8 protein-coding genes are annotated in these 26,704 nt (G+C 70.4%); 2 read left to right on the forward strand and 6 right to left on the reverse strand.

The genetic code is table 11. The features are described from left to right. Positions 1–87: 87 nt before the first annotated feature. From G6O69_RS29670 to G6O69_RS29680, 3 genes are all read right to left on the reverse strand, one after another. Positions 88–10,893 carry a tetratricopeptide repeat protein gene (locus G6O69_RS29670; protein WP_172306842.1) on the reverse strand — a complete coding sequence of 3,602 codons (10,806 nt, stop codon included), beginning with the start codon at positions 10,891–10,893 and terminating at the stop codon, positions 88–90. 434 nt (positions 10,894–11,327) lie between these two features. Then, complete coding sequence (gene rlmB, locus G6O69_RS29675; protein WP_255215907.1) at positions 11,328–12,200, reverse strand: 23S rRNA (guanosine(2251)-2'-O)-methyltransferase RlmB; 873 nt, start codon at positions 12,198–12,200, stop codon at positions 11,328–11,330. Continuing rightward, complete coding sequence (locus G6O69_RS29680) at positions 12,136–13,869, reverse strand: ABC transporter substrate-binding protein (RefSeq protein WP_172306844.1); 1,734 nt, start codon at positions 13,867–13,869, stop codon at positions 12,136–12,138. The genes rlmB and G6O69_RS29680 overlap by 65 nt, the downstream gene beginning before the upstream one ends. 120 nt (positions 13,870–13,989) lie before the next feature. Between G6O69_RS29680 and G6O69_RS29685 the strand changes: the two genes are divergently transcribed. Further along, positions 13,990–15,633, forward strand: a complete 1,644-nt coding sequence (locus G6O69_RS29685) for a tetratricopeptide repeat protein (protein WP_172306845.1) — start codon at positions 13,990–13,992, stop codon at positions 15,631–15,633. 320 nt (positions 15,634–15,953) lie between these two features. On the opposite strand, the gene G6O69_RS29690 is transcribed toward G6O69_RS29685, so the two are convergent. Both G6O69_RS29690 and dnaE read right to left on the reverse strand, forming a co-directional pair. After that, on the reverse strand, positions 15,954–17,249 hold the full coding sequence (locus G6O69_RS29690; protein WP_172306846.1) for a cyclic nucleotide-binding domain-containing protein: 1,296 nt from the start codon (positions 17,247–17,249) through the stop codon (positions 15,954–15,956). A gap of 121 nt (positions 17,250–17,370) precedes the next feature. After that, positions 17,371–21,165, reverse strand: a complete 3,795-nt coding sequence (gene dnaE / locus G6O69_RS29695; protein WP_172306847.1) for a DNA polymerase III subunit alpha — start codon at positions 21,163–21,165, stop codon at positions 17,371–17,373. A 225-nt stretch (positions 21,166–21,390) separates the two neighbouring features. Here dnaE and ndk point away from each other — a divergent pair, with 225 nt between their 5' ends. Continuing rightward, positions 21,391–21,804 carry a nucleoside-diphosphate kinase gene (ndk, locus tag G6O69_RS29700; protein ID WP_172306848.1) on the forward strand — a complete coding sequence of 138 codons (414 nt, stop codon included), beginning with the start codon at positions 21,391–21,393 and terminating at the stop codon, positions 21,802–21,804. Between the two features lie 70 nt (positions 21,805–21,874). Here the strand turns inward: ndk and G6O69_RS29705 are convergent, their stop codons facing one another. Then, positions 21,875–26,620 (reverse strand): NAD-glutamate dehydrogenase domain-containing protein, encoded by a 4,746-nt coding sequence (locus tag G6O69_RS29705; protein WP_172306849.1) that lies wholly within the window; start codon positions 26,618–26,620, stop codon positions 21,875–21,877. Between the last annotated feature and the right edge of the window lie 84 nt (positions 26,621–26,704).

Raw genomic sequence — 26,704 nt, forward strand, 5'->3', positions numbered from 1 at the left:
GGCCAGCTTCCCGCCCATAGGACACGCCCGCCGCCGGAACATCCGACGACGGGCGCTTCGACACTCGCGGCTCACCGCCGCTGGACCTCAGCCGCCGATCTCGGCGAGCGCGTCCTTGAGCCCCTGGTGGTCCGAGTCCTCCTCCACACCGCGGCGGAGCATGGCCTGGGCCTTGGGCTTCTCCTCGAGGCCCAGGTGCACCCGAGACAGGCGCAGGTAGATGTCGCCGCGACGCAGCAGCCCCGACTTGTCGGCGTTTTGCAGCAGCATCGAGCGATAGATCTTCAGCGCGTCGGACCAGCGCTCGTTGTCCTCGTGCAGGCTGCCGAGGGTCATCAGCGTCTCGACGTTGGTGGTGTCGAGGCGGTAGGCCTCCTCGAGGTGCTTTTGCGCCGCGTCCGGGGCCCCGCCGGCGATCTCGACGCGAGCCATGCGGGTCAGGTAGTGCGCCCGCTTCTTGCTGCGCTTGCCAGCGGTGATCTCGACGAGCCAGTGGTACATGCCCGCGGCCTCCTCGAGGCGCTCGGAGGAGAAGAGCGCGTCGGCGATGCGCCGGTTGACCTCGACGCTGTCCTGGACCTGCTCGTAGATGCCCGCGAGCACCCGCAGGGCCCCCTCGGCGTCACCGACCTTGGCCGAGAGGATGTCGACGCGCTCGAGCTGGAGCTTGCGACGCTCCTCGTCGTTCTTGGCCCGGCCCACGGCGATCTCGAGCAGGTACGCGACCTGCTCCCAGCGCTCCTCGCTGCGACTGAGCGCGAGCAGCTCGCGGCCGGCCTCGAGGTTCGCGGGGTCGAGCTGCAGGGCCTTCTCGAGGTGAGCGCGGCGCTCCTCTCCGCCCTCGCTGAGCTTGGCCAGGCGCAGCTGCAAGCGCGCGCCGAGCTGGCCCTGGGGCTCGAGCTTGGCCGCGCGCTCGAGGGTCAGGCGCATCGCCCCGTCGTCGCCGCGGGCCTCGTAGACCGAGGCCAGCGAGAGGATCGCCGGGACGTAGCTGGGATCGACCTCGAGCAGATCCGTGAGGATGCCCTGGGCGCGATCGCTGTCGTCGAGCTTCTCGGCCAGCAAGCTGGCGAGCTGCGAGGCGAGCTCGCGGTAGCCCTCGGTGTCCCCGGCCTCGCGGGCGCGATCCATGCGGCCCTCGACTAGCTCCGAGAGGTCGTGCCAGCGCTCCTCCTTGGTCAGCAGGCGCTCGAGCCAGGCCCGGGCGGTGTCGCGCTCGGGGTGCTCGAGGACCACGCGCTGGAGGACCTCGACCGCGTCGGTGACGTCGTCGAGCTTGTCCTCGGCGAGCCGGGCCATCTCCTCTTGCACGGTCACCCGCTGCTCACCCTCGGCCGAGACGGCCTCGAGCTTGCGATCGAGGAGGTCGCGGACGTCCTGCCAGCGCTCGAGGCGACGCAGCAGGACCTCGAGCTCCTTGAGCGCGACGAGGTCGTCGGGCTCGGCCCCGAGCATGTCGTTGTAGACGCCGATGGCGTCGTCGGAGCGCTCGAGCTTCTCCACGAGGTGGTTGGCCAGGCGGTAGCGAAGCTCGCGGCGCTCGGCGTCGTCGTCGGTGATCATCACGCGGCGCCCGAGGGCGTCGGCCAGGGCCTCGGCGTCGCCGGCCTGAGCGAGCAGGGCCAGCAGCCGCGTCCACCCGCCGCGATCGGTCTCGTCGGCCTCGAGCAGCGCCCGCAGGTCCTCGATGGCCGTGGCCGGCTCGGCGAGGAGCTGCTCGGCGACCGCCGCCGCCTCGCGCCACAGATCCGCGGCGACCTGCGGATCGACCTGGGCCGCCGCCGAGCGGGTCAGCGCGTCGTGGAGGCCGCGGGCGTCCCCGAGGGCGCGCTCGGCCGCGACCAGCAGGCTCAGCCCCTCGGGGTGATCGGGCTGCTCGTCGAGCAGCGGCCCGAGCACGCGCTTGGCCTGCTCGGCTTGGTTGAGGCGCTCGAGGAAGAGCTTGGTCGCCGCCAGGCAAGTCGCCGGGCTGGTCCGCCCCGCCTCGGCCGCGGCGGCCACGGCCACGGCCAGGAGCTCGGCCGCGCGGGCCGTCAGTCCGCCCTCTTCCGCCAGCGCGAGCACGCGCTCGAGGGCCTGCGCCGACTCGGCGTCGAGGGCCAAGAGCGCGCCCCAGGCCTCGAGGGCCTCGTCCGCGCCCCCACCACCTTGCTCGAGCAAGGTGCCCAGGGTCTGGAGCAGCGCGACGCGATCGATGCCCTCGAGCCCGCGCAGGCGGACCCGCGCGACCCGGGCCAGGCCGACGTTGTCGCCGGCGCTCTGGTAGGCGTTCTCGAGCGTGTCGAGCAGGCCCTCGGGCAGCTCGTCCGCGCTCTCGCGGCGCTCGAGCACGGTCTCGAGGCCGCGCACGGCCTCGCTCAGCCCCGGCTCGATGTCGAGGGCGTCGCGGAAGGCCTCGACGGCCTCCGTCCACTGCTCGACGTTGATCCGCGCCTGGCCGAGGCGGACCAACATCGCCAGCTGCTTGTCGCCGCCCACCGCCAGGCGCGTGCCCTCTCGCAGCGCACGCTCGACCAGGGCGGCGTCGCCCTTGCGCATGGCCAGCTCCTCGATGCGCTCGCAGGTCTGCAGATCCGCGAGCTCGGCGTCGAGCAGGGGCACGAGCACGGCCAGGGCCTTGTCGGGGTCACCGATGAAGTCCGAGGCCGCGTGGGCGGCCGCGAGAGCGATGGCCACGCGGACCTCGGGATCGCGGGCCTCGTCGTGGGCACGCTCGCCGAGCTCGGTGATCAGCGGGTCGAGACGATCGAGCTCGCCGGCGAGGCGCATGGCCACCGCCAGCGGCTCCTCGAGCTCGTCCGCGCGGCACTCGTCGATCAGCCGCATCGTCGCCTCGAGGGCACCGGCGGCGTCGCCGAGCTTCTCGTGGCGGATCCCCGCCAGCTCGCGCAGGGTCGTGGCGACCTCCTCGGGATCCTCGGACAGCTGGGTGCGCGCGGCCAAGACGGTGGTCAGCTCCGGCCAGCGCCCGCCCGCCTCGAGGTGCGGACGGACCAAGGTCGCGGCCTGCTCCGAGACCTCCTCGCGCTTGGCGAGCTCGACGAGATCGGCGACCGCCCCCTCCTGACCCGGGAGCAGCTGGAGGACCTGCTCGTAGCGCTCGACGGCGCCATGGAGATCCTCGAGCGGCCCGGCGTAGAGCCGCGCGGCGTCGAGCATCAGCGTGGCCTTGCGCTCGGCCGTGGCCGCGATCGTGGCGCGGTCCTGGACGACGTCCGCGGCCTCACCGTGGCGCTCCTCGGCGAGCAGCGCCCGGGCGAGGGCCGCCATCGCGTCGTCGTCCGAGGGCGCCTCGGCGAGCAGCGCCCGCAGCACGTCGATCTCTGCCTCGCGGTTCTTGCCCGACTCGCGGTGGATGCTGGCCAGCTGCATGCGCAGCGTCCGGCGCTCCTCGCCGTCGTTGCTCGCGTCGATGCGCCGCTCGAGGATCTCGACCAGCTCGGAGGTCGAGCCGCTCGCGGCGTAGGTCCGGCTCAGGCGCTGGAGGGCCTCGACGTCGTTGGGCTCGATCTCCAGCAGGCGCCGCCACGCGGCCTCGGAGGCCTCGGGGTTGGCCAGGATGTCCTCGTGGAGCGTGGCCAGTCGGCGCAGCAGCTCGACGCGCTGAACGTCGTCGACCTCGACCTCGACCCGGCGCGAGAGCACCTCGCGCAGATCCTCGTGGAAGCCCAGGCGGACCAGGGCGACGTCCATGAGCGCCAGGGCCTCCTCGTGATCGTCGCGCAGCGCGAGGGCGCGACGCAGGATCTCGACGGCGATCTCCGGGGAGTCCTCGCTGCGGATCCGCGCGGCGCGGATCAGCAGCTCGAGGCGGCGATCGGTGTCGCTGGCCAGGGCTTCGCTCTGCGAGGCCGCGACCTGGGCGTCGGCGAGGGCCCCGGGCATCTGCAGCGACTCGGCCAGGCGGCTGATCTCCGCGTCGAGGGTCATCAGCGAGTCGGCGGGGCCGGGCTCCTGGAGCCCGCGCGCGAGGGCCTGGAAGGCGTAGGGCGCCCCCTCGGGGATGCTCTCGAGGTGACCCGCGAGCTCGCGGTGGAGCTCGTGGCGCGTGGCCGGATCCTCGGTGACCGTCAGCCGCCACTCACAGACCGCGACCATCCGCGGGGTGTTGCCGGTGGCCTCGTAGATCGGCTGGAGGATGTTGAACACGCGGTGGCGCTGGGGCACGCGGGCCTCGGCGATGCGCTCGAGGGTGGCGATCGCGTTGGGCTCGTAGGGCACCTCGTTGAGCAGGCCCTCGAGGCTGTCGAGAGCCCCCTCGGCGTCGTCGAGGGCCTCGTCCTGGAGATCCGCGATCTGCAGGTACAAGGGCGTGCGATCGTCTTGGTTCATGCTCCGCGAGAGCCGGTCGCGGAGCAGCTCGAGGAGGTCGGCCCAGCGCTCGGTCTGCTGATAGACCTGCTCTAGCTGCGAGCGCGCGCGGTCGTTCTCGGGCTGGATCTCGAGGATGCGCTGGAAGGCCTTGGCCGCGAGCGCCGGCTCGTCGAGCACGTCGAGGGCGACCCGAGTCAGGCGCATGAGCAGGTCGATCTGACGATCCTCCTCGAAACAGTCCTCGGCCTGCAGCCAGTAGGCGTCGGCGAGCTCGCGCCACATCTCGCCCATGCTCAGCGCAGACTCGAGTTCGCTGAACAGCCCGCGGTTGTCGGGCTGGGCCTCGAGCAGGCGCTGGTAGAGCGGCACGGCCTTGGCCGGCTGGCGCTGCGAACCGGCCCACAGCCGCGCGCACTCGTGGACGATCGCCAGGGTCTCGTCGGAGTTGTCGTCGGGCTGACCGTCGACGTACTCGGTGAGCAGCTCGGCGTAGCGATCCGCGGCCGCGAGCACGTTGGCCAGGCGGCCGAGGTGCTCGCGCACGCGGGTGTTGGTCGGGTCGGCCTTGAACAGCCGCGCGTAGGCCTCGAAGGCGGCGTCGAGATCCTCGAGCTGCTCCTCTTGCATGCGAGCCATGCGGACCATGATCTCCACGCGCTCGGCGTTATCCTCGGTCTCCTCGAGGCGGACCTCCTGGATCTGCAGCAGGCGCGGCCAGTCCTGAACGGCCAGGAACACCGGCTCGAGCATCTCGGCGGCGCGGCTGCGCATGGCCGGATCCTGGAGGTAGCGCGAGAGCTCGTCGGTGCCCACGGCGTGGTCCGGGTCGGACTTGAGGGCCGCGCCGAGGTGACGGATGCCCTCTTCGGGATCCTCGAGGTGCTCACCGTAGAGCCGCCCGAGGCGGAGGTGGGTGTCGACGGCGGCCTTGCCCCGCAGGTGGCCGAGCTTGCGGGTCAGGTGCGAGGCGAGCTCGCGGAAGCGGCCCGTGCTCTCGTAGAGCGGCTCGAGCACGGCGTGGACGTCCTCGCGGGCCAGGCCCTCGTCGGACAGGCGCTCGTAGAGCGAGATGGCCTGCTCGGCGTCGTCGAGGCGCGCGTGGTGAATCTCGGCGGCGCGGATCAGTAGATCGTCGCGGGCGCCCGCCTCGGTCGTGCGATCGACCTTGCGGACCAGCAAGTTGGCGAGGGCCTCGTCGGCCTCCTGGCGCACGTAGATCTGCTCGAGGGCGTCGGTCGCCACGTCGTCGTCGGGGCTGCTCTCGAGCAGGCGCTCGTAGATCGCTCGGGCGTCGTCGAGGCGGCCGAGGCGGTTGAGGGCGACCTCGCCCATGGCCGTGAGCACGCGCTGCTGAAGCTCCGAGTCGAGGATGTGATCGACGGTCCGGCTGTAGGCCTCGAACAGGGCCTCGGCGCGCTCGGGCATCGCCCCGAGGCGCTCGACCTTCTCGAGGATCTCCATGAGCTCCGGCTGGTCGCCGGCCTCGGTCATCGCCTCGCAGAGCACGGCGAAGGCCCGGGCCGGATCCTCGAGCTTCTCCTCTTGAGTCCTGGCCACGCGCAGCAGGGCCTGGAGGCGGCGGCGGCCGCTGGGCTGCTTGCGCGCCTGGAGCTCCTGGAGCTCGAGCAGCGCGGCCCAGTTTTGCTCGGCCTCGTAGAGCGGCGTGAGGATGCGGATCGCTCGCTCGCGGGTGTCATCGCCCTCGAGGTAGCCGGAGACCAGCGAGCGCGCGCGCTGATCCGTGGGCGAGAGGTCGAGGACGCGCTTGAGCAGGTCGAGGGCGTCGTCGAGGCGCTCGAGCTTCTTGCCCACGACCTCGGCGGTCTCGGCCAGCAGGCGCACGCGCTCGGCCTCGGTGTCGGCCAGGGCGATCAGCCGGCGCAGCCCCTCCTCCACGTCGGGCCAGCGCTCGATCGCGCGGTTGAGCTCGACGAGCTTGGTCTGGGCATAGACCGCGTCGTCGTGACCGGTCTTGAGATCGAGGACCGACTGGAAGGCCTCGATGGCCTGCTGCTTGGCGTCGAGACGATCGCTGCGGATGTCACCGATCCGCCGCCACAGCTGGGCCTGGAGCCGCGGCTCCTCGGTCACGGTGATCCGGTGCTCAAGCAGCTCGGTGAGCCGCTGCCACTCTTCTTCCTCGATGAGCAGGGCCTCGAGCGCCTCGAGGGCCTCGCGGTTGCCCGGCTCCATGTCGATGACCTCGGCCCAGGACAGGGCCGCGCCGATGCGATCCATGAGCTGCTCGAGCTGGATCCTGGCGATCTGCAGGCGGACCTGGACCTGCTGGTGGTGCGGCTCGATGAAGCGCAGCAGGGCGCGCTGCGCCTCGACCAGGGCCGCGAAGTCGCCGGCCTCGAGGTGCAGGCGGACCAGGGCCTCGACGGTCTTGTGGGCCAGGGCCGCGTCCGGGGGATCGAGCTCGAGCAGGTCGAGCCAGGCCCTGCGCGCGCCCGCGGAGTCGTGCAGGCGCTCGTCGAGGAGCACCGCGATCCGGTGGGTGAGATCGATGCGCAGGGTCTTGTCCTGCGCGTGCTCGCTGGCCAGGGCCTCGCCCCAGATCTCGACGAGCTCGCGCTCGCGGCCCTGGTCGTGGCCGACGCGGGCGAGCTGCTCGCGCGAGTCGAGGCGGCGGGGATCCTCGAGGTAGGCCTCGCGCAGCGAAGAGAACGCGCGCTCGTGATCGTCGAGCTCGTACTCCTGGATCCGCGCGATCTCGAGCAGGCAGGCCGTGGCGTCGTCGCGGCGCTCCTCGGCCGCGGCGTGGTTGCGGCGCACGTGGAGGATGCGGATCCGCCCGTGGTGATCGCCGCGGCGCTTGTAGAGCGGCTCGAGCAGATCGGCGACCTGCATCTGGACCTCGGACACGTCGAGGAGCTCCTCGAGCAGCGCCCTGGCCTGCTCGTGGTCCCCGTTCTCCGCGAGGATCGAGCCGAGCAGATCCACGGCCCCAAAGGCGTCGCCTTGATGTTGCACGCGCAAGGCCGCGCGCTTGCAGCCGAGCTCGTGGCGAAGCTCGCGGTGCGAGACCAGCTCGGCCCAGCGCCCGAGCAGCTCCTCGAGCTTGTCGAGGTCCTCGCCCTCCCCTGCCTCGCCATACATCTGCGCGAGCAGCTCGATGGTCGGGAGGTCGTCGGGGATCAGGTCGAGGAGCTCCTCGGCGGTCTCGACGGCCGTCTGGCGATCGCCGAGGACGCTGCGGGCGATCTCGATGATCCGCCCGAGCAGCTCACGCTGCTCGCGTTGGTTGAAGACCACGTCGACGCGGCGCCGGTAGAGCTCGACGAGCTCGGGGAAGGCGTCGCGCTTGCGCAGCAGGGCCTCGAGGGCGTCGTAGGCTGCCTGGTGGGTCTCGTCGCGCTCGAGGATCTCCGCGTAGGCCTTCTCGGCGTCGAGCGGGCGCCCGAGGTCGTCACGCAAGATCGCCCCGAGCTCGAGGAGCAGGTCGCGGCGCAGGTTGGCCTCGGCGCGCTCGAGGGCCTGTCCCTCGGCCTCGAGGGCCTGGGCCTTGTCCTTGATCGCGTCGAGGGCCCGCACGTAGGCGTTGGCGACGAGCTCCATCGACTGGAGCTGCCGGCCGAGGCGCTGGAGCAGCTGGCGGCCCTCCCAGTCGGCGGGGTCGCCCTCGAAGAGCTCGGCGTAGATGCGCAGGGCGTCGCTGCGGCGCTCGGGCATCTGCTCGTAGATCGCGGCCAGGGCGGCGAGCTGCTCGCGGCGCTGCTCTCGGGCCGCCTCGCTGGCCTCGCCCTCGCTCCCCTCGGCGGGGGTCTCGGCCGCGGCGAGCAAGACCTCCATGGCCTCGGCCTCGCGGGCCTTGTCGCCGACGCGCTGGTAGTAGGGCAGCAGCCCGCGCATGATCTTCACCGCCGTGGACGGATCGGCGCGATAGATCTCCTCGAGCGAGGTCACGGCCTCGCGGTGCATGGGCTCGAGCGCGAGGATCTCGAGGAAGCCGCCGATCGCCGCCTCGATGGCGTCGAGGCGGACGGCGCGGATGTGGGCGAGCTCGTAGAGCACCGGGATGTCGGCCGGCTCGATCGCCCGCGGCCCCTCGCCTTCGGGCGGCGCCGGGAGCTCGAGCTTGCGCTCGAGGATCGCCGCCAGGCGCGGCCACTCACCGCGCCCGCGGAGGATCGAGGCCAGCGCGTCGAGGGTCTTGAGGTCCTCGGGCTCGAGCTCGAGGATGCGGTCGTAGGTCTCGACGGCCGCGTCGAGATCACGCAGGTGCTCCTCTTGCAGCCGGGCCAGGCCGCGCAGGGTCGACAGCCGCGCGGCGTCGTCCGGGGCGACGTCGAGGCGCTTGCGGTAGACCTCGCTGAGATCGTCCCAGCGCCGGGTCGAGGTGTAGATCGACTCGAGGGCGGACATCGCCGCCTCGTTGCGCGGGTCGAGCTCGACGATGCGCCGGAAGTAGCGCTGGGCGTCGTCGGGCTTGCTGAGCTGGTCGCGGGCGACCACGGCGAGCTTGCCGAGGAGCAGCAGCTGCTCCTCGCGCTCGGCCGGCTTGACCTTGGCGAGGGCGAGCTCGTCACCCTCGCCCGCGGGGCGCTCACCGGAGATCCGCCGCTCGAAGATCCGCGTGAGCTCGTCCCAGTTGTCGCTGTCGGCCGCCGAACGCTCGAGGCGCTCGCGCAGCTGCTCGTCGGTCGGGCGCAGCTCGTAGGCCCGGGCCGCCCACTGGAAGGTGAGCTGCGGCGACTGCAGGCGCTCGGCCGCGACCTGGCGCTGCTGCTCGATCAGCTCGAGCTTGTCGTCGACGTCCTCGCTGGCGTCGAGCAGCACGTTGAGCGTGCGCATGAGCGCGGCCCAGTTGGCCTGCTCGCGGTAGATCGGCAGCAGCTCGCGGGCGACGACGAGGTTGTTGGGCTGGATCGCCAAGGTCCGCTCGAGGGCCTTGACGGCGCGCTCGGGCTGGCCGAGGCGCTCGCGGCACAGCTGCGCGACGCGGCGGTAGAGGTCGACGCGCTCCTCGGTCGCGCTGACGCGATCGGCCGCGCTCTGCAGGGCGTCGACGAGATCGGAGACCCGGCCCTGGGCGACGTAGAGCTCGGTCAGCTCGTCCCACATGCCCGCGGCCACGTAGGCGTCCCTCAAGGTGCGCAGGGCCTTGTCGTGGCCAGGGACCAGGCGGGCGATCTCTCGCCACACGCGGATCGAGTCCCGCTGGTTTCGCAGGCGCTCCGAGTAGATGTGGCCGATGTCCGTGAGCAGCTTGACCGCGCGGCCGACCGAGTCGGCGATCGCAACCTGGCGGTGGCGGATCTCGGCGGCCTCGGCCCACCGAGACTCGCGCTCGTAGAGCCGCGCGAGCGCGTCGAGGGCCTGCTCGATCTCGCCGTGGTGCTGGAGCACCGCGTTCCAGCCAGCGATGGCCTCGCGGCGATCGCCGAGCTTGTCCTCGGCCAGGCGCGCGAGCTCGAGGCGCAGAGCGAGCGCCTCCTCGCCCTCGCGCTCGGCGAGCTCGTCGCGACGCAGGGCGATCAACGCCCGCCAGTCGCGGCGCTGCTCGTGGATGCTGGCCATCATGTCCCGCGCCCCGCGGTCGCCGGGGAGCAGCTCGAGCAGCTCGTTGAGCGGCTCGAGGGCGCGCTGCGGGTTGCCCAGCTTCTCGACCCAGATCTTGGCGACCTTGCGCAGCACGTCGGCCTCGGCCTGCTTGTCGCCGTCTTCGCTGGCGGCGTCGCGCAGACGCTGGAACACGCCCAGCAGGTCGTTCCAGCGCTTGCTCGACGCGTAGGTGTCGGCGAGGACCTCGAGGCTGCCCTGGTGGCGCGGGTCGATGTCGAGGATGCGCTGCAAGGTCGCCAGGGCCATGGCCTCGAGGCGCAGCTCCTTGCGGTAGAGCTCGGTGATCTCGAGCAGCTTGTCGATGCGCTCTTGCTTGGTCGCCTCCTCGTCGGCGATCGCGTCGAACTGGTCCTTGAGCAGCTCGACGAGCGCCGTCCACTTGCGTCCCTCGCGATACAAGCGCTCGAGGTTGGCGACCGCCCGGGGATCCTGGCCGTCCTCGCGGACCACCGCGCGCCAGACCTCGATGGCGCGATCGGTGCTGCCCAGCCGCTCCTGGGCCACGCTCGCCATCTCCTCGGCGAGGGCGAAGCGATGATCGGGGTCCTTGCTCGCGCGCCGGGCCTGGACGAGCACCTGCATCAGCTGGCTGCCGTCGCTGGGCCCGGAGAAGAGCTCGCGGTAGAAGCCGACCACCGCCTCGTTGGCCGCGTCGTTGCGACGGACCCGGCGGAAGTAGGGCTCGGCCACCCGCGGCTGCCCGCCCGCTCGCCACACGACCTCGCCACACAGCAGCGCGACCGCGTTGCCCTCGTCCTTGCGAGGCGCCCGCTGAGCCAGGGCCTTGGCGCGATCGATGATCACCCCCGGGTCCTGGTCGGCCTGCTGCGCGAGCACGAGATGCGCGAGCACGATCGCCACCGCCTCGTCGTTGCTCGGTTCGTCGCGCGCGACCTGAGACGCCGCGGCCAGGTCCTTGCCCGAGCTCTCTACGGCGGCGGCGAGGGCCTCTTTGGTGGTTTCTTCGGGAGCGCGCAGATGCGAGAGGAGAGCGGAGCGAACTTCGGCCATGGTCGTGTCTTTTGAGCGAACGTGCAGCGCACGGGTCGACGCAGAGCGATGCCCTGCGGACGGCGATCGACGCGCCGCGAAAGCGGAGGCCAAGGGTAGCGAGTCGGCCACGCGGTATCTAGGCAAAAGGGGGGCTAGTTCCCCGACCGCGGGCTGGACCACAGACCGGCCCTCGAGCCCGCGCTGACGCGGGCCCGGTCCTCACCCATGGTCCCGGAGTCGAGCACGACGGACGCGCGTCGCGACCTGTCGGGTCGCGTCGTCCCTCGCTCGCCTCTCCTCGCCGACGGTACCCGATCGACACCACCTCCGGGTGTCGAAATCGCGAACCTGGAGCGAGCAGATCGGCCCGCGTCCGCCCGCCCTCCGCGTGGCCCTAGATCCGCTCGCGCATGCTGCACAGCACGCGAGCAGCCCAGCCCCACCGATGCGCCTCAGCCCAGCATGCCCAGGGCGAGCGCAGCGGCCGAGGAGACGTTGAGCGAGCCCAGCTCCCCCGCACGCGAGATGGTCAGCAGGAAGTCGCAGCGCTCCCGGGTCAGCCTCCGCATGCCTCGCTCTTCGCTCCCGAGCACCAAGATCAGCGCCTCCGGGGGATCGAGGGCGAACTCGTGGAGCGCCTGGCCGTCGTCGACCACCGTCCCCGCGACCCACCACTGGCCGCCACGCTTGGCGTCCTCGAGGGCCCGAGAGAGGTTGGTGACCTGCGCGAGGGGCAGGCGCTCGGTCGCCCCCGCCGAGGCCCGGACGGCCGCCGGGCTCAGCGGCGCCGACCGGTCCCGCGTCCACACCACCCCCGCGGCGCCGAAGAACTCGGAGCTACGAATGATCGCCCCGAGGTTGTGAGGGTCGACCACGCCATCGAGGGCCACGATGACATGATGGCCACGCCGCGTCCGCGGACCGTCCTCTTGCTCGAGCAGCGCCTCGAAGTCCCAGCGCCGCGGCGGCGAGGCGATCGCCAGCACCCCCCGGGCCAGGCCTGGACCAATGAGCTCGTCGAAGACCTCACGGTCCACGCGCTCCGGTGCCACCCCCTGCTCGTCGGCGAGACTCAGCAGCGCCTCGAAGTCCCGACCTTCGGCCACGAGCAGACGACGCACGCGCTCGGGCTGCGCGCGGAGCAGTTCGGTCACCGCGCGCTCGCCCGGTACCCCGTGCTCGTCAGCGCGAAGCCCGCTCCTCTTGGCGCGCTGGTCGCCCCGAGCGTTCTTGCCGCTGCGCGCGCGACCCTTTCCCTTCTCAGGGCGTCCCGAGCGCGACAACGCGGCCTCCCTCGACCCGGACCAATTGGACCTGGGGTTCATGCGTCGATGACGCTCCCGACCATGCCGCCTCGAGCGCGCTCCACACGAGGAGCGCCTGGTCATCGGGCGGCAGCCCCTGCTGGGCGAGGTAGCGATCTTCGAAGTCTCGGGACTCGGCGTCGGGCGCGGCGACAGGCGCGAGGACCACGCCGTCGAGGCTCTCGTGCTTGGCCCCCACACGCTCGGGAGACAGACCCTCCCCCATGGCGTAGACCGCGACCTCTGCGCCCTCCTGATCGACGCTGCCCCCGGCGATCCGCAAGCCATCACGGCGCAGCTGTCGCGCGATCAGCTCCGTCCGCGGGAGCGCGTCGACCACCACGACGGGCGCGCCTTTTTGGAGCGCGTCCGCGACCGGCCGAAGGATTGGAGAGAAGCTTTTTGTCGAGGATGTATAAGTCATGAATTTCAATGACTTGGAAAACGATCCTTGATCTGACTCGAGAGCCTTCTGAGCCCGCCTCCCGTAGCCGTTCTCGGGGATCATGACGAGCACCGAGGTGGCCGCGGCGGGGGCGTGGTCAGCGGCATGGGCGACGAGGGTGCGAGCGCGCTGCTCGAGACTTGGCGCGATCCCTCGCGCGCTCGAGACGCTCTCCCCCGGGAGCAAGAAGCGCTCGTGTCCCGCGACCGAGACCGCCGCGCGCACGTTGTCCGCGCCCACGGGACCCACGATGACCTCGGCGCCATCCGCGAGCAGCTGGGTCGCCGCCGCCTTGGTGCTCGCCGCCGTCGATCCACTATCTCGCCACATCACGGAGACCGGGCGCTCGCTGCCGAGGACCGTGACCGCCGCGACAGCCGCCGCAAACTGCGCGTCCGCGAGGGCCGCGAGCTTGCCCGAGCGCGGCAGCAAGATCCCGATGCGCGCGGGCAGCGGCCGACACTTCGACACCCAGGTGGGAGACTGGTCGCCAGGTGCGATCCCGATCGTCGCCCGCAGGCAGTCGGCCGCGTCGGGACCTGGCGCGTTCTTCGCCAGTTCCTCGATGGTCGCGCGGTCGAGGCCCGTGACCAGCGCACGGATCCGGTCCTCCGCGTAGCCCGCATCCGGAGAGTCGTCGGTCAGCAGCTCGCGCCAGGCCACGAAGGCCGCGAGCGCCGCCGACTGATCTCCCTGACGATCCAGCGCGACGGCGCGTGCTCCACGCAAAGTCTCGCGTTCGACGCTCCCCCACCCCTCCAGAAGATCGAGCTCCTCGACCGCCCGCTGGGGATCTCCACTCCGGACCAGCGTGAGCGCCAGGGTCCGATGGACCTCGGCCAGCATCTCCTCGCTAGCCTTGGCCTTGCTGTCGCCGGTGGCCGCGAGCAGCGCGAGGGCCTCGTCGCACAGACGCAGCGCCTCCGCGTCCGCGCCCAGGAGGTACTGGCGCTCGGCCTTGGCCTGGAGCGCGCCGACGCGCAGCAAAGTCGGCGGATCCTGGCCGAGGAGCGCGTCGGCGGCCTCCTCCACCCTCGCGCCGGCACGATCCTTCTCACGTGCATCGAGTAAGGCCTCCCACTCGTCGCGCAGCTCGGCCGGGACCTGGCCGGGCTCGACGAGCTCGGGCTCGCTGGCGCGGCTCGTCTTGCAGCTGAGCAGCGGCAGGACCGTCAGCGCCGTGACGTAGAGCAGTCGGCGAGCCCATCCGGGCCGCTCCAGGGGTGACGAGGGGCCTTCGAACACGGCCGGGAGTGTACGTGTTGGGGGCCTGCGCCCCAACTTTCATCGACGCGGCCCTGCGCATCGCCTGCGCATCGGTCGAGAGCGTGGGCGGCGGGCCCCCGGCCGGTGTATATCCGCTCGGTGCCCCGCGAGCTGGACTATGGAGACGACGACTCCTTCGGCGAGACGAGCCGCTACACGGCCCACCTCGACCGCGGCTGGTCGCTGCTCGACCGCGGTGACTACCAACAAGCCCGCAACTCGGCGCACCACGCTCAGCGCCTGCGACCCAACGTCCCGGACGCCGCCATGCTCATGGCCGCGATCAGCCTCGCCGAGGGTGACGCCGACTCCAGCTTGGAGTGGTACGAGCGCGCCATCGAGGCTGACACCGAGTACGTCGACGCCCAGCTCGCGGCCGCGCAGGTCTTGCTCTACGAGCTCGACGAGCCGCGTCGCGCCCTCAGCCGCGCCGAGCAGGCCCGGGAGCTCGACGAGGCCAACGCCGCCGACCGCCTCGACCTCGGGCTGCTCGAGATCGAGGCCCTGCTCGGCCTCGAGGAGGCCTCCGCGGCCATGGCCCGGATCCCCGCGCTGCCCGAGCTCGAGCTCCTCGACATCGTGTTCGGCGAGGAGACCGAGTCGAGTCAGCTGGTCGCGGTGCTCCGCGAGGCCGCGGGCATCGAGACCGACGACGACGAATTCGAACTGATCATCGCCCGGCTCTTTGGCTGCAACCTGCGCCTGGCTCGGATCTACCTCGACCTCGGCGAGCCCGAGCTCGCCCTGCCGGTGCTCGAGCGTCTGCTGCGCCACCTCAGCGAGGACGCGGAGCTCTGGTACCTGATCAACGAGGCCGCCTACCTGGCCGGGAACAGCCTCAAGGCCGCCCGCGCGGCCCTCCAGGTGCTCCAGCTCGACGTCCGCGCGCCCATCCCCGAGTGGGCACCCGAGTCCACCGACCTCCAGCGCCAGGTCGTCGACATCCTGCGCAGCTGCGAGGACGTTGGTCTGCAAGATCTCGCCCGAGATCCCGACTTCGTGGTCCTCGTCCCGGACACCCCTCCCCTCGAGCTGGTCTTGGAAGGTGTCGATCCCCGGGTCCGCGCCCTCGCCCTCGCCGCGCGCAGCAACAACGAGGAACAAAACCCTCCCCTCGTCGGCCTGGTCGTCTACCGCCTCAGCCTGCTGCGCTACATCGCCGACCCCGCGCTGCTCGAGGGCGAGCTGCGCCTGGTCATCCTCGACGAGCTCGCGGCCTTCCTCGGCTTCGACGACGCGCGCCGAGACACCCTCGGGCTGCCGCCCGCGCGAGGGGATCGCCCCAACCTCGGAGAGGCCCGGCGCGGAGGTGCTCGCGAGCGCGAGCCGGCAGAGCACGCCCAGCGTCGCGCGTCTTCGGCTCCCGCTCAGGGCAACCCGGACGGCGAGGCAGCAAACGCCGGCGGCAAGCGAGCTGCGGCCAAGAAGAAGTCGGCTGGCAAGAAGAAGTCGGCCGGCAAGAAGAAGTCGGCTGGCAAGAAGAGCCCCGCTGCCAAGAAGCCCGCCAGTAAGAAGAAGTCCGCGGCGAAGAAGCCCGCCGCAAAGAAGCCGGCCAGCAAGAAGAAGACTGCCGCCAAGAAGCCCGCCGCCAAAAAGCCCGCGGCGAAGAAGAAGACTGCCGCCAAGAAGCCCGCTGCCAAAAAGCCCGCGGCGAAGAAGAAGACTGCCGCCAAGAAGCCCGCTGCCAAGAAGTCCGCGGCAAAGAAGCCTGCCGCCAAGAAGAAGCCCTCCAAGCGCAGCTAGTGTGCGCTCCAGAGGACTTGAAGGGCCCCAGGCTTGGAGCACCGGCCGCTGACTTCGTTACTCGTCAGTCATTTGTGCCCGACAAACTCCCTCCTCGCGCCTCGTCAGCAACCGGCGGTCCGGCGCCTGGGACCCTTCAAGTCCTCTGCCGCGCACACTAGAGTGCGCTCCAGCGCGCGGCCGCGGACACACCGAAGGCACGAAGAGCGCCGAAAGGCTCGCCCGGGCGAGTCTTCCGACTGGTCGCCGCCCTCGAGCACCAAAGGTGTGCCCCTCGGAGCCTGAGCAGCGGCCGACGTCGGCGAGCTCTCGGTCCTGGCTCAGCTCCGCCGAAAAGGCGAGAGCACGCCGAGCTCGACGGTCCTGCGCGCGGCGAGGTCGTCGAGCTCGACGCTGATCGTCTCGTCGAGGCGCAGGCTCAGGATCTGCGCGAGCTTGTAGAGCAGCTTGGCCGCCAAGCTCGTGTCCTGGAGCAGCACGTCGTTGAAGCCCGCGCGCTCGAGGACCAGGGCGTGGACCGGCGAGGTCGCGGTGACCGTCGCCGAGCGCGGGCGCTGATTGAGCAGGCCCATCTCGCCAAAGTGCGCCCCGCGGGTGAGCGTGCTGATCTGCCGCTCCCCCTTGCTGACCGTCGCGCTGCCCTCGACGAGGATGAACAGGCTGTCGGTGTTGTCGTCCTCGCGGATCATCACGCTGCCCGCGGGATAGTCCGCCTCGCCAAAGCGGTGATAGATGCGGACGAGCTCGGCGTCGCTGAGGTCCATGAACAGCGCGATGTGGCGCAGGGTCCGGAGGTCGTTGGTCACCTGATCGCGCCGGCGCGAGTCGCTGAGCTGAGCAGGCAGCTCCGGCGCGCCGCGGACGACCACCGCGCTGACGTTGTCCCCTCCCCCGCGCTCGTTGGCCACCGAGATCAGCCTGGCCGGGAGACGGTCCACACGGGGATCCGCGAGCATCGACGCCAACTCGTGGTGCTCGTGGATGTAGGCCGTCAGCCCGTCGGAGCACAGCAAGATCGTGTCGCTCTCGACGATGTCGAAGACCAGGGTGTCGACGACCGCGTTGCGCTGGATCCCCACGCCGCGGGTGAGCTGACCTGCCCAGGGGCTGGCCTTGGCGACCTCGTAGCTCATCAAGCCGTGGCGCACGGCATCGTTGAAGAAGGTGTGATCCTGGCTCAGCTGCCACACGCCCTGCTCGCGGACGAGGTACATGCGGCTGTCGCCGACGTGGCCCATGATCCCCTTGATCGCCCCCGAGGGCGCCCGCGCCACGAGCAGCGCGATGCAGGTCGTGCCCATGCCGTGGCGGCCATCGTCGCCGCGGGCGAGGTCGTAGACCTCCGCCGATGCCTCGGCGATGGCGTCTCGCAGCAGCGCCTCGACTTGCTCGCAGGCCTGGGCGGATCCGTCGAAGCCACGCAGCAGCTCGACACCCGCGCCGACGCGACGGCGCACCGCCTCGGCGGCGGTCTTCGACGCGACCTCACCGGCCGCGTGCCCGCCCATCCCATCACAGACCATGAACAGACCCAGGCCCTCGTCGACCAAGATCGTGTCCTCGTTGTGGCTGCGCCGGCGGCCGACGTCGGTGCCCCCGTAGGCTTGGATCTGCATGCGCCCTCCTGGAGCCACAGCCTATCAGGGCCGCGCGCCCGCCGTCACCGTTCCCTCGGCGGGGGCGCGTTCGCAGCCCGCAGTGCCAGCGAGGGCCACCGGCCCAGGCTGGTCGCCGCGCTCAGGCCAGCGAGGCCACGGGCCCGCCAAAGAGGCGCTCGAGCGCCAAAAAGAGCGCGTCGTCGGCCTTGACCTTGAACTCGTCGCCGAACACCAGCTTGGTCTGATAGCGCCCGGGGACGACGACCTCGAGCTCCATGGTGCATTGCCCGCGGTGGTCCGCCACGAGGTGCTTGAGCCCGAGCATGCGGCGATCGTCGAGCTGCTCCGCGCGCAAGCTGAGCTTGACCTTGCGCGTGCGGGCCTCGCGGACCTCGGCGATCGGCTCGACCTTGGACAGCAGCAACTTGTAGCGGCTGACCTCCCCGGTCTCGTTGGTGTCGGCCTCGAGCTTACCGGTGACGAACACCGGGTCCTCGCCGTGGCCGTGGAGCCAGTCGCCCCAGCTGGGCGACTCCGGGTCCTCGGCGTCGGTCTGCTCGGCCCAGGTGCGCGGGAACACGATGACCTCGACGCGGCCGAACTGATCCTCGAGCTGGAAGAAGCCCATGGTCTTGCCGGCCTTGGTCGTGACCTGGCGCAGCTCGGAGATCACCCCACCCAAGACCAGCTCGCCGCCGACCTGCTCCTGGCGCAGGCCGCCGATCCGCGCAGTGGCGTGGCGATCGACGTCTTGCTGGTAGCGGTCGAGGGGGTGGCCGGTGAGGTAGAAGCCCAGGGCGTCGCGCTCGGCGAGCAGGCGCTGCTTGGGCGTCCACTCGGCGACCTGGGGGTAATCCTCGCTGTAGACCTCTTCGCTGGCGAAGGCCGCGAACAGCCCGGTCTGCCCGCTCTCGCGGTCGCGCTGGCTGCTCTGGCCCTGGTCGACCGCGCTGTCGATGGCGGCGACCAGCTGCGCGCGCCCGTGCCCCCCGGACACCCCGTCGAGGGCGCCAGAGTGGACCAGGCCCTCGAGCGTGCGCTTGTTGACGCGCTTGAGGTCGACGCGCCGACACAGCTCGAAGATGCTCTCGAACGGCCCGTCCTCGGCCCGCGCGGCGAGGATCGACTCGACCGCGTTGCCGCCGACGTTGCGCACGGCGCCCATCCCAAAGCGGATCGCCGCGATCTCGTCGGGCGGCACCTTGCGGGCCAGCTTGCGCTTTCGAGCCTTGCGCTTGCGCGCCTCCTTGGCCTGCTTGGCCTTCTTGTCGTCGCCCTCCCCCGCCTCGTCCTCGGGCTCCTCGGGCCGCGGGCGCACGACCACGTTGAAGTCCGAGGCCGACTCGTTGACGTCGGGGGGCAGCACCGTGATCTCCATGGCCCGCGCCTCGGCGATGAACTTGACCACGTTCTCGCTCTTGTCCTTGTCGCAGGTCATGAGCGCGCACATGAAGCACTCGGGGTAGTGGTGCTTGAGGTAGGCGGTCTGATAGGTGATCAGGCCGTAGGCCGCCGAGTGCGACTTGTTGAAGCCGTAGCCGGCGAACTTGTCGATCAAGTCGAAGATCTCGTTGGCCTTCTTGGCGTCGATGCCGTTGACCTTCTCGCAGCCCTCGACGAAGAGGGCGCGCTGGCGCTCCATCTCCTTGGCCTTCTTCTTACCCATGGCGCGGCGCATCAAGTCCGCGCCGCCGAGCGAGAAGCCGGCGAGGATCTGCGCGGCGAGCATGACCTGCTCCTGGTAGACGAACACGCCGTAGGTCTCGCGGAGCACCTCGGCGAGCAGGTCGTGCGGGTACTCGATCTTGCGCCGGCCGTGCTTGCAGTCGATGAACTGATCGACCATGCCGCCCTCGAGCGGGCCCGGGCGATAGAGCGCCACGGCGGCGATGATGTCCTCGAACTTGTCGGGCCGGAGCTTCTGCAGCAGCTTCTTGAAGCCCGTGGATTCGAGCTGGAACACGCCGGTGGTCTCGCCGCGCGAGATCATCGCGTAGACCGCCGCGTCGTCCATGGGGATCTTGTCGATGTCGAAGATCGCCTGGGCGTCCTCGCCGACGCTGGTTGGATCGCAGCGCCACGGCTTGGGCAGGCCGTTGATCTGGTCGACGGCGTGCTTGATCACCGTCAGGGTCTTGAGGCCCAGGAAGTCGAACTTGACCAGCCCGGCCTGCTCGACGTCGGTCATCGTGTACTGGGTGACGATCTTGTCGTCGGCCTTGAAGCAGGGCACGTGCTCGGTCAGCGCCCGGTTGCCGATCACAATGCCCGCGGCGTGCATGCCCGCGTGGCGGTTGAGGCCCTCGAGCGAGCAGCCGATCTCGACGATCTCGCGCACCTTGGGGTCGAATTCACAGCGCGCGCGCAGCTTGCTGGCGGCCTCGGCGATCTGCAGCTTGCCCTCGAGCTTGCCGGCGAGCTCGGGGTTCTTCTTGATCTTGGTGCGGATCTCCTTGGGGTCCGCCATGCACAGCGAGAGCGAGACCTTGGGGCCCTCGGGGACCATCTTGGCGAGCTCGTTGGCCTCGGCCGGGAGCTTCTCCATGACCCGGCAGACGTCGCGCAGCAGGCCGCGGGCCTTGAGGCTGTGGAAGGTTGCGATCTGCCCGACCCGCTCGGCGCCGTAGTGATCGGTGACGTAGCGGATCACCTCCTCGCGGCGGTCCATGCAAAAGTCGATGTCGAAGTCGGGCATCGACACGCGCTCGGGGTTCAAGAAGCGCTCGAAGAGCAGGTCGTACTGGAGCGGATCGATGTCGGTGATCCGCATGCTGTAGGCGACCAGGCTGCCCGCGCCGGAGCCACGCCCCGGACCCACGGGCACGCCGATCTTCTTGGCGTGGCGGATGAAGTCCCAGACGATCAGGAAGTAGCCGGGGAACTTCATGTCGATGATGATCCCCAGCTCCCGCTCGAGGCGCTGCATGTAGACGTCGGGGTCGGGGTTGCGTCCGAGCATGCGCAGCTCGGCGAGGCGCTCCTCGAGGCCCCGCTTGGCGACCATCTCGAGGTACGCGACCTCGCTCTCGACGCCCTCGGGGAGCGTGAAGTCGGGCAGCTCCGGCTGGCCGAGCTCGAGCTCGACGTTGCACATCTGCGCGATCCGGGCCGTGTTCGCCATCGCCTCCGGGTACTGGTGGAAGTAGCTCCACATCTGCTCGGGGGTCTTGATGAAGTAGGCGTCGCAGTCGTGCTTGACCCGCTTGGGGTCGTTGATCGTCCGCCCCATGCCCATGCACATCAGGACCTCGTGGGCGTGGGCCTCGCGCTGGTCGACGTAGTGGCAGTCGTTGGTCGCTACCGTGGGCACGCCGAGGTCGCGGCCGAGCTGGGCCAAGGTCGCGTTGACCTTCTCTTGCAGCGCCATGCCGTTGGGCTGGAGCTCGAGGAAGTAGCTGCCCGGCTCGAAGATGTCGGCGTACTCCTGGACGCGCTCGCGGGCGTTGTCCATCTCGCCGGCGTTGATCAGCCGCGAGATGTGCCCGCCCAGGCAGGCCGACAGCCCGATCAGCCCCTCGCTGTGCTCGCGCAGGGTCTTACGGTCGATCCGCGGGTTGTAATAAAAGCCCTGCAGGTGCCCATAGCTGACCAGGCGCTGGAGGTTCTTGTAGCCGACCTCGTTCTTGGCCAGGAGGACGATGTGGTAGTTCTTGCGGTCGGTCCTGGCCGGCGCGTCACCCTCGGCCATGTAGGCCTCGCAGCCGAAGATGGGCTTGACCCCGTGGGCCTTGGCCTGCTGGTAGAACTGCACGGCCCCGAACATGTTGCCGTGGTCGGTCATCGCGACCGAGTTCATGCCCCGCTCCTTGACCTTGGCACACAGGTCGCTCATGCGGATGGCGCCGTCGAGGAGCGAGTACTGGGTGTGCAGGTGAAGGTGGGCGAAGTCGTCGCTGGGCGTGCCCGGCGCGGGGGCGGAGGTGTCCGTCTCCATGGTCGGAGGGTAACCCCGCTGCGAGATCGGGTCATGACGAGGGCGGCCCGCTGAACGGACACCAGGCACACTCTGGACACCCCCGCGCGATTTTATTGGTGGCGCGAAGGGCTCACGAGATCTCTAGGCCCCAAGCAGGCTCACGCGCGCCAAACCCAGGGTGAGGGTCATAGGCCACCACACCGCCTGGACAAAGCTCCGAGGAGCCCCTAGCTTCCGCCCGCCATGCAACGAACCCTCGCCCTCATCAAGCCCGACGCCGTCGCCGCTGGCCACCAAGGCAAGATCATCGCCGCGATCCAAGAGTCCGGCTTGCGCCTGGTCGCCATCAAGAGCCTGCACCTCTCCACCGAGCAAGCCCGCGGCTTCTACCACGTCCACGCCGAGCGGCCCTTCTTCAACGACCTCGTGACCTTCATGACCGAAGGCCCGATCGTCGCCATGGTCCTCGAGGGCGACAACGCCATCAAGCGCTGGCGCGACCTCATGGGCCCCACCAACGCCACCGAGGCGCCCAAGGACACGCTGCGCGGGCAGTTTGGGACCAGCATCGAGCGCAACGCGACCCACGGGTCGGACGCCGAGGACACGGCTGCGTTCGAGACTGGCTACTTCTTCGCCGGCCTCGAGCGCCTGTAGCACCTTTAGCCCCCCGCGGTGCGTGGCCCCAGTCGCCAACGCACCGCGGGGGGCTCTAAAGCAGCCCTTCTCAGGCCGCCGTGCCGCGGATCGGCGGGAGCAGCCGGCGCAGCTGGCCGTCGAGCATCACCAGGCTCGCAACGGTGACGTCGCCGTCGAGGCACTGGCCGATCAGCTTCTGGACCTTGGTCAGGCCGTGCGCCTCGATCATCGCCTCGACGCCCTCGTCCTCGACGAGCAGCGTCATCTTGTGGGTGTGGAACTCGAGCTGGCGACCCAGCGACTGGACCGCGGGGCCGTCCCAGGGAGAGGCGAGCTCCATGCGCGAGATGGCCGACTGGAGCTCGGACATGCGCATGGCATCGGAGACGCCCAAGCGCACGCGCAGGACGGCCTCGGGATCAGCGTCCTCGCGGCGGGCGATCATCAAGGTGTCGAGCACCGGCGACAAGAAGCGCAGGCGGGCGACGGCCTCGGCGAGGGCCTCGGGCACCCCCTTCTCCGTCAGCTGGCGGACGTGGCGGTTGTAGCGGGCGCGGTGGCGAGAGCTCGGCGGGAGCAGGTCGACGACCTTGGACAGCAGCACCCGCGCACGCTCGGTGCGGAGCACCCCGCCCTCGGCGATCGGGCCGAGCAGGTAGAAGGCCGCGTCCTCGAGGGCGAAGCCGATGCGCTCCATGGCCCGGTAGACGCCCTCCTGGGCGTGCTTGTCCTCGAGCGCGAACAGGTCGTCGAGCAGCGCCCCGACGCCGCCGAGCTCGCGGGCCTGTAGGTAGGCGACGGCGACGTCGCGGTAGCTGCGACCGGTGACCGTGGTCATCTCGGTGAAGAAGGTGCAGCCGGCGCTGTCGACGATGTGGTTGACGGCGACGGTGGTCGCAATCTCGCGGAAGAGCAGGTGACCGCGCAGGACCTCCTCGCTCGCGGTCTCGACGACCTGAGCCGGGAAGTAGCCGCGCACGAGGTCGAAGGCGATCTCCTCGGGCAGCGGCTCGTCGGCGAGCAGCTCGCGGTAGGCGAGCATCTTGGCGTGGGAGCCGAGCACGGCGCCCTCGCACTTGAACAGGCCCTCGCCCTTGCGGTGGCGGTTGGCCAGCTCGTCCTCGTTGGGCATCGCGAAGGACTCGGGCTCGAAGGGGACCTCGACGCGCAGCAGCTCCATGGTCCGGGCGTAGCGCCACAGATCGGCGATCGAGCGGCGCACGTCGTAGCTGACCATGCGGCTTTGCGAGCGGTTGTTGGCCAGCACCATGTCGCAGACCTCGTCCTCGACGGCCTGGAGCAGGGTGTTGCGCTGGTCTCGGCTGAAGCCCGCGGCGAGCAGCGGCTGGAAGAGGATCTTGATGTTCACCTCGTGGTCGGAGGTGTCGACGCCGCCGGAGTTGTCGAGGAAGGCGGTGTAGATGTGGCAGCCGCGGCGCGAGAGCTCGACGCGGCCGCGATCGGTGATCGCCAGGTTCGCGCCCTCGGTGAACACCCGGCACGAGAGGTCGCGGGCGTCGACGCGCACGGCGTCGTTGGCCTTGTCGCCGACCTCGGCGTGGGTCTCGTCGTGGGCTTTGACGTAGGTCCCGATCCCGCCCATCCAAAACAGATCGACGGACAGGCGCATGACCGCCTTGATCAGCTCGTCACCGCTGATCACGTCCTCGGGCAAGAAGCCGAGCAGCTCGCGGGCGCGAGCCGAGACCGGGACCTCCTTGGACTTGCGCGGGTAGACGCCGCCGCCCTCGGACAAGACCCCGGCGTCGTAGTCGGCCCAGGTCGATCCCGGGGTCTCGAACAGGCGCAAGCGCTCGGCGTAGGAGCGCTCCGGGTCCGGGTCGGGGTCGATGAACACGTGCATGTGGTTGAAGGCGGCCAGCAGCTTGACGCTGCGGCTGCGCAGCAGGCCGTTGCCGAACACGTCGCCGCTCATGTCGCCCACGCCGATCGCCGTGATCACGTCGGACTCGGGGTCGAGGCCGAGCTCGTGGAAGCAGCGTTTGGTGCTCTCCCAGGCCCCGCGCGCGGTGATCCCCGTGGCCTTGTGGTCGTAGCCGTTGGACCCGCCCGAGGCGAAGGCGTCGTCGAGCCAAAAGCCCTGCTTCATGCTGATCGCGTTGGCCGTGTCCGAGAGGTGGGCGGTGCCCTTGTCGGCGGCGACGACCAGGTAGGGATCGGGCTCCTCGGTGTGGATGATGCCCTCGGGGGTGACCGGCTCGCCCTCGACGACGTTGTCGGTGACCGAGAGCAGCGCCTTGATGAAGATCTGGTAGTAGCTGTCGCCGGCCTCGCGCAGGCGCTTGCGATCGGCCGGGGGCTTGCGGAGCACGAACCCGCCCTTGGCCCCCATCGGGACGATCAGCACGTTCTTGACCATCTGCGTGGCCATCAGCCCGTGGATCTCCGTGCGGAAGTCGTCGGGGCGATCAGAGAAGCGCAGGCCGCCGCGAGCGACCTTGCCCCCGCGCAGGTGCACGCCCTCCATCTGCGGGTGGTAGACCCAGATCTCGCGGAAGGGCTTGGGGCTGGGCCCGAAGCTGACCGCCTTGCCGTTGATCTTGAAGGCCAGCGCGTCGCCCGGGCCGAGGATGAAGGCGTTGGTGCGGACCGTCGCGCGCACGACCTCGGCCACGGCCTGAAGCACGCGGTCGTCGGTGTAGTCGGCGATCGAGCGCAGCTCGGCCTCCACGGTGCGCAGCGCGGCGCTGGCCTCGACCCGCCCCTCGTTGGGATCGAAGCGCGCGGCCAGGTAGGTCAGCAGCGCCTGGCTGGCCGAGGGGTTGCGGACCAGGACCTGGATGATCAGCTCGGTGTCGAAGGGCACGCCGAGCTGGTGGAGGTAGGCCACGTAGGCGCGGAGGATCCGGACCTCCTCGATGCGCATGTTGGTCACCGCGATCAGCCGGTTGAGCTGGTCGCGGCCGGCGACGCCGGAGTAGACCGCCCGCAGGCCGCGGGTCAGCTCCGCCGCCCGCCCGAGCACCGCCCGGTGCCGCTCGCGGCGGACGTCGAGGCGGAAGGTGTGCATCTGGTAGCGGACCTCGTGGGGCAGCTTGAGCTCGCGGGTGTACTGATCGATCACGTCGACGCCGAAGCTGCCGATGACCGGGAGCTGGGCGCTGAGCGTGAGCAGGTCGCGGGAGAACACGCGCAAGTTGAGGCTGCCGGGGTGATCGCCGGTCCGCGAGATGAACAGGTCGCAGTCCAGCGGCGCGCCCTCGCGCAGGTTCTCGATGCAGCGCAGGTCGCCGACCAGGCGCTCGTCGGCGGCCCGGCGGCGGTGCTCTTCGTTGAAGGCGTCGTGATAGACGGCGTAGAGCGCCTGGACCTTGGTCTCGGCCTCCTCGCCCTGGAGCGAGGGGTGATCCTCGCGCACGTAGTGCTGCAAAGACTCGCGCAGGCGCTCGCCCCAGCCCTTGGCCATGGCGTGGACCTTGGCGCGCAGGCTGTCGGTGTCGATGCTGCGCAGCGGGCCCGGGGCGGTCACGTAGAAGTGGATGATCGCGTTGTCGTAGCGATCGAGGTAGACGCCATAGTCCGAGTAGCTCGCCCCGAGCTCGGCGAGCAGCAGCTCTTGCAGCTCGACGCGCAGCTCCTCGGAGAACTGCTCGCGCGGCAGCGAGACGAACACGAAGGCGAAGCGCCCGCCCTCGCCGACCTGGATGTGGACGTCGCTGCCGCCCTCTTCCTCGGCGCGCAGCACCCGGTCGGTGAGCTCCCAGACGTTGTCCCGCGACTCGGCGAGCAGGTACTCGATCGGCAACGAGTTGAAGGCGTTGGTGATGCTCTTGCCGCGGTGGCTGTCGACGGCGACCTCGCGGTCGCGCAGGAAGTCACGCAGCGCCCCGCGCAGGTAGGGGATGTCCTCGGGCGGGGTGTGCAGCGCCTTGTAGGTGAACAGGCCGTCGATGATCGTGACCCCGGTGGGATCGCCGGCGCGCGACACCGCCGTGAACACGAAGTGCCCGGGCTTGCCAGCGCGGTGGACCGGCGACTCCTCGTGGCTGCGCTGGTATCGGACCAGGCGCTCCGCCGAGCTCGCCGCCGACTGCAAGAGGTCCTCGTCGCGCTTGGGCGCGACCACCGAGGCGGTGCCCAATGCGGTCAGGTGATCCCCGCTTTGGTTGTACTCCTCGACGGAGAAGATCACGTAGTTGTCGTCGCACAGCCAGCGCAGCAGGCCCTCGGCCTCGCGCAGATCCACGGACACCTCGGCGGCGCTCATCGCCGCGGCCGCGGCGTACTCGTCGGCGAGCGTGCGGATGTGGGCCTTCATCGCCGAGAAGTCACCGACCATGGCGGTGGTGATCCGCAGGCGCTGCTCGAGGCGCTCGCGCAGCGCCGAGAGGGCCTCGTCGCTGGTGTCGTAGCCCTCGTCGACGCGGACCTCGACGCGGATGATCGACTCGCGCGTGCCCGAGTTGAAGTCGATCAGGTTGCCCCGGCGATCGCGGCGCAGCTTGGTCACGGCGTTGAGCGCCGAGCGGACCTCGAAGCCCTCGCTGGCCAGCAGCGCGCGGACGGCCGAGACCAGGAAGGGCTTATCGTCGACGCAGCTCTCGAGCACGATGTGCTCGTCGCCGCGACGCCGCACCTGGGCCTTGATCTGGCCAGACTTGCGGTTCTTGACCGTGTCGAGCACGTACTCGAGCTGCTCGATCAGCTCGACCGTGGGCAGATCACGAAGATCGCGGACATCGATGGATGCGAGCACCGCGTGGCACAGCTTGGCCAGGACGTTGACGTCCGTATCGGGCAAGGCGGTGCGGTAGGAGGCCAGGGCCTCGCGGACCTCGTGGATGCGACGGTTGCTCAGCTCGCGCGGAGACATCTGGCGCAACCATCGGACGCGCTCGACCCCTTGGCAAGCCGTGCGGCCGCGTGTGAACACGTGCGAACACCCCTGCTGCGCGAA

This window comes from Pseudenhygromyxa sp. WMMC2535, assembly GCF_011083025.2.

What these genes read in the sequence shown, in the direction of transcription:
- G6O69_RS29670 (WP_172306842.1), bottom strand. Translation starts at nt 10,893, where the DNA reads ATGGCCGAAGTTCGCTCCGCTCTCCTCTCGCATCTGCGCGCTCCCGAA.
- rlmB (WP_255215907.1), bottom strand. Translation starts at nt 12,200, where the DNA reads ATGAACCCCAGGTCCAATTGGTCCGGGTCGAGGGAGGCCGCGTTGTCG.
- G6O69_RS29690 (WP_172306846.1), bottom strand. Translation starts at nt 17,249, where the DNA reads ATGCAGATCCAAGCCTACGGGGGCACCGACGTCGGCCGCCGGCGCAGC.
- dnaE (WP_172306847.1), bottom strand. Translation starts at nt 21,165, where the DNA reads ATGGAGACGGACACCTCCGCCCCCGCGCCGGGCACGCCCAGCGACGAC.
- ndk (WP_172306848.1), top strand. Translation starts at nt 21,391, where the DNA reads ATGCAACGAACCCTCGCCCTCATCAAGCCCGACGCCGTCGCCGCTGGC.
- G6O69_RS29705 (WP_172306849.1), bottom strand. Translation starts at nt 26,620, where the DNA reads ATGTCTCCGCGCGAGCTGAGCAACCGTCGCATCCACGAGGTCCGCGAG.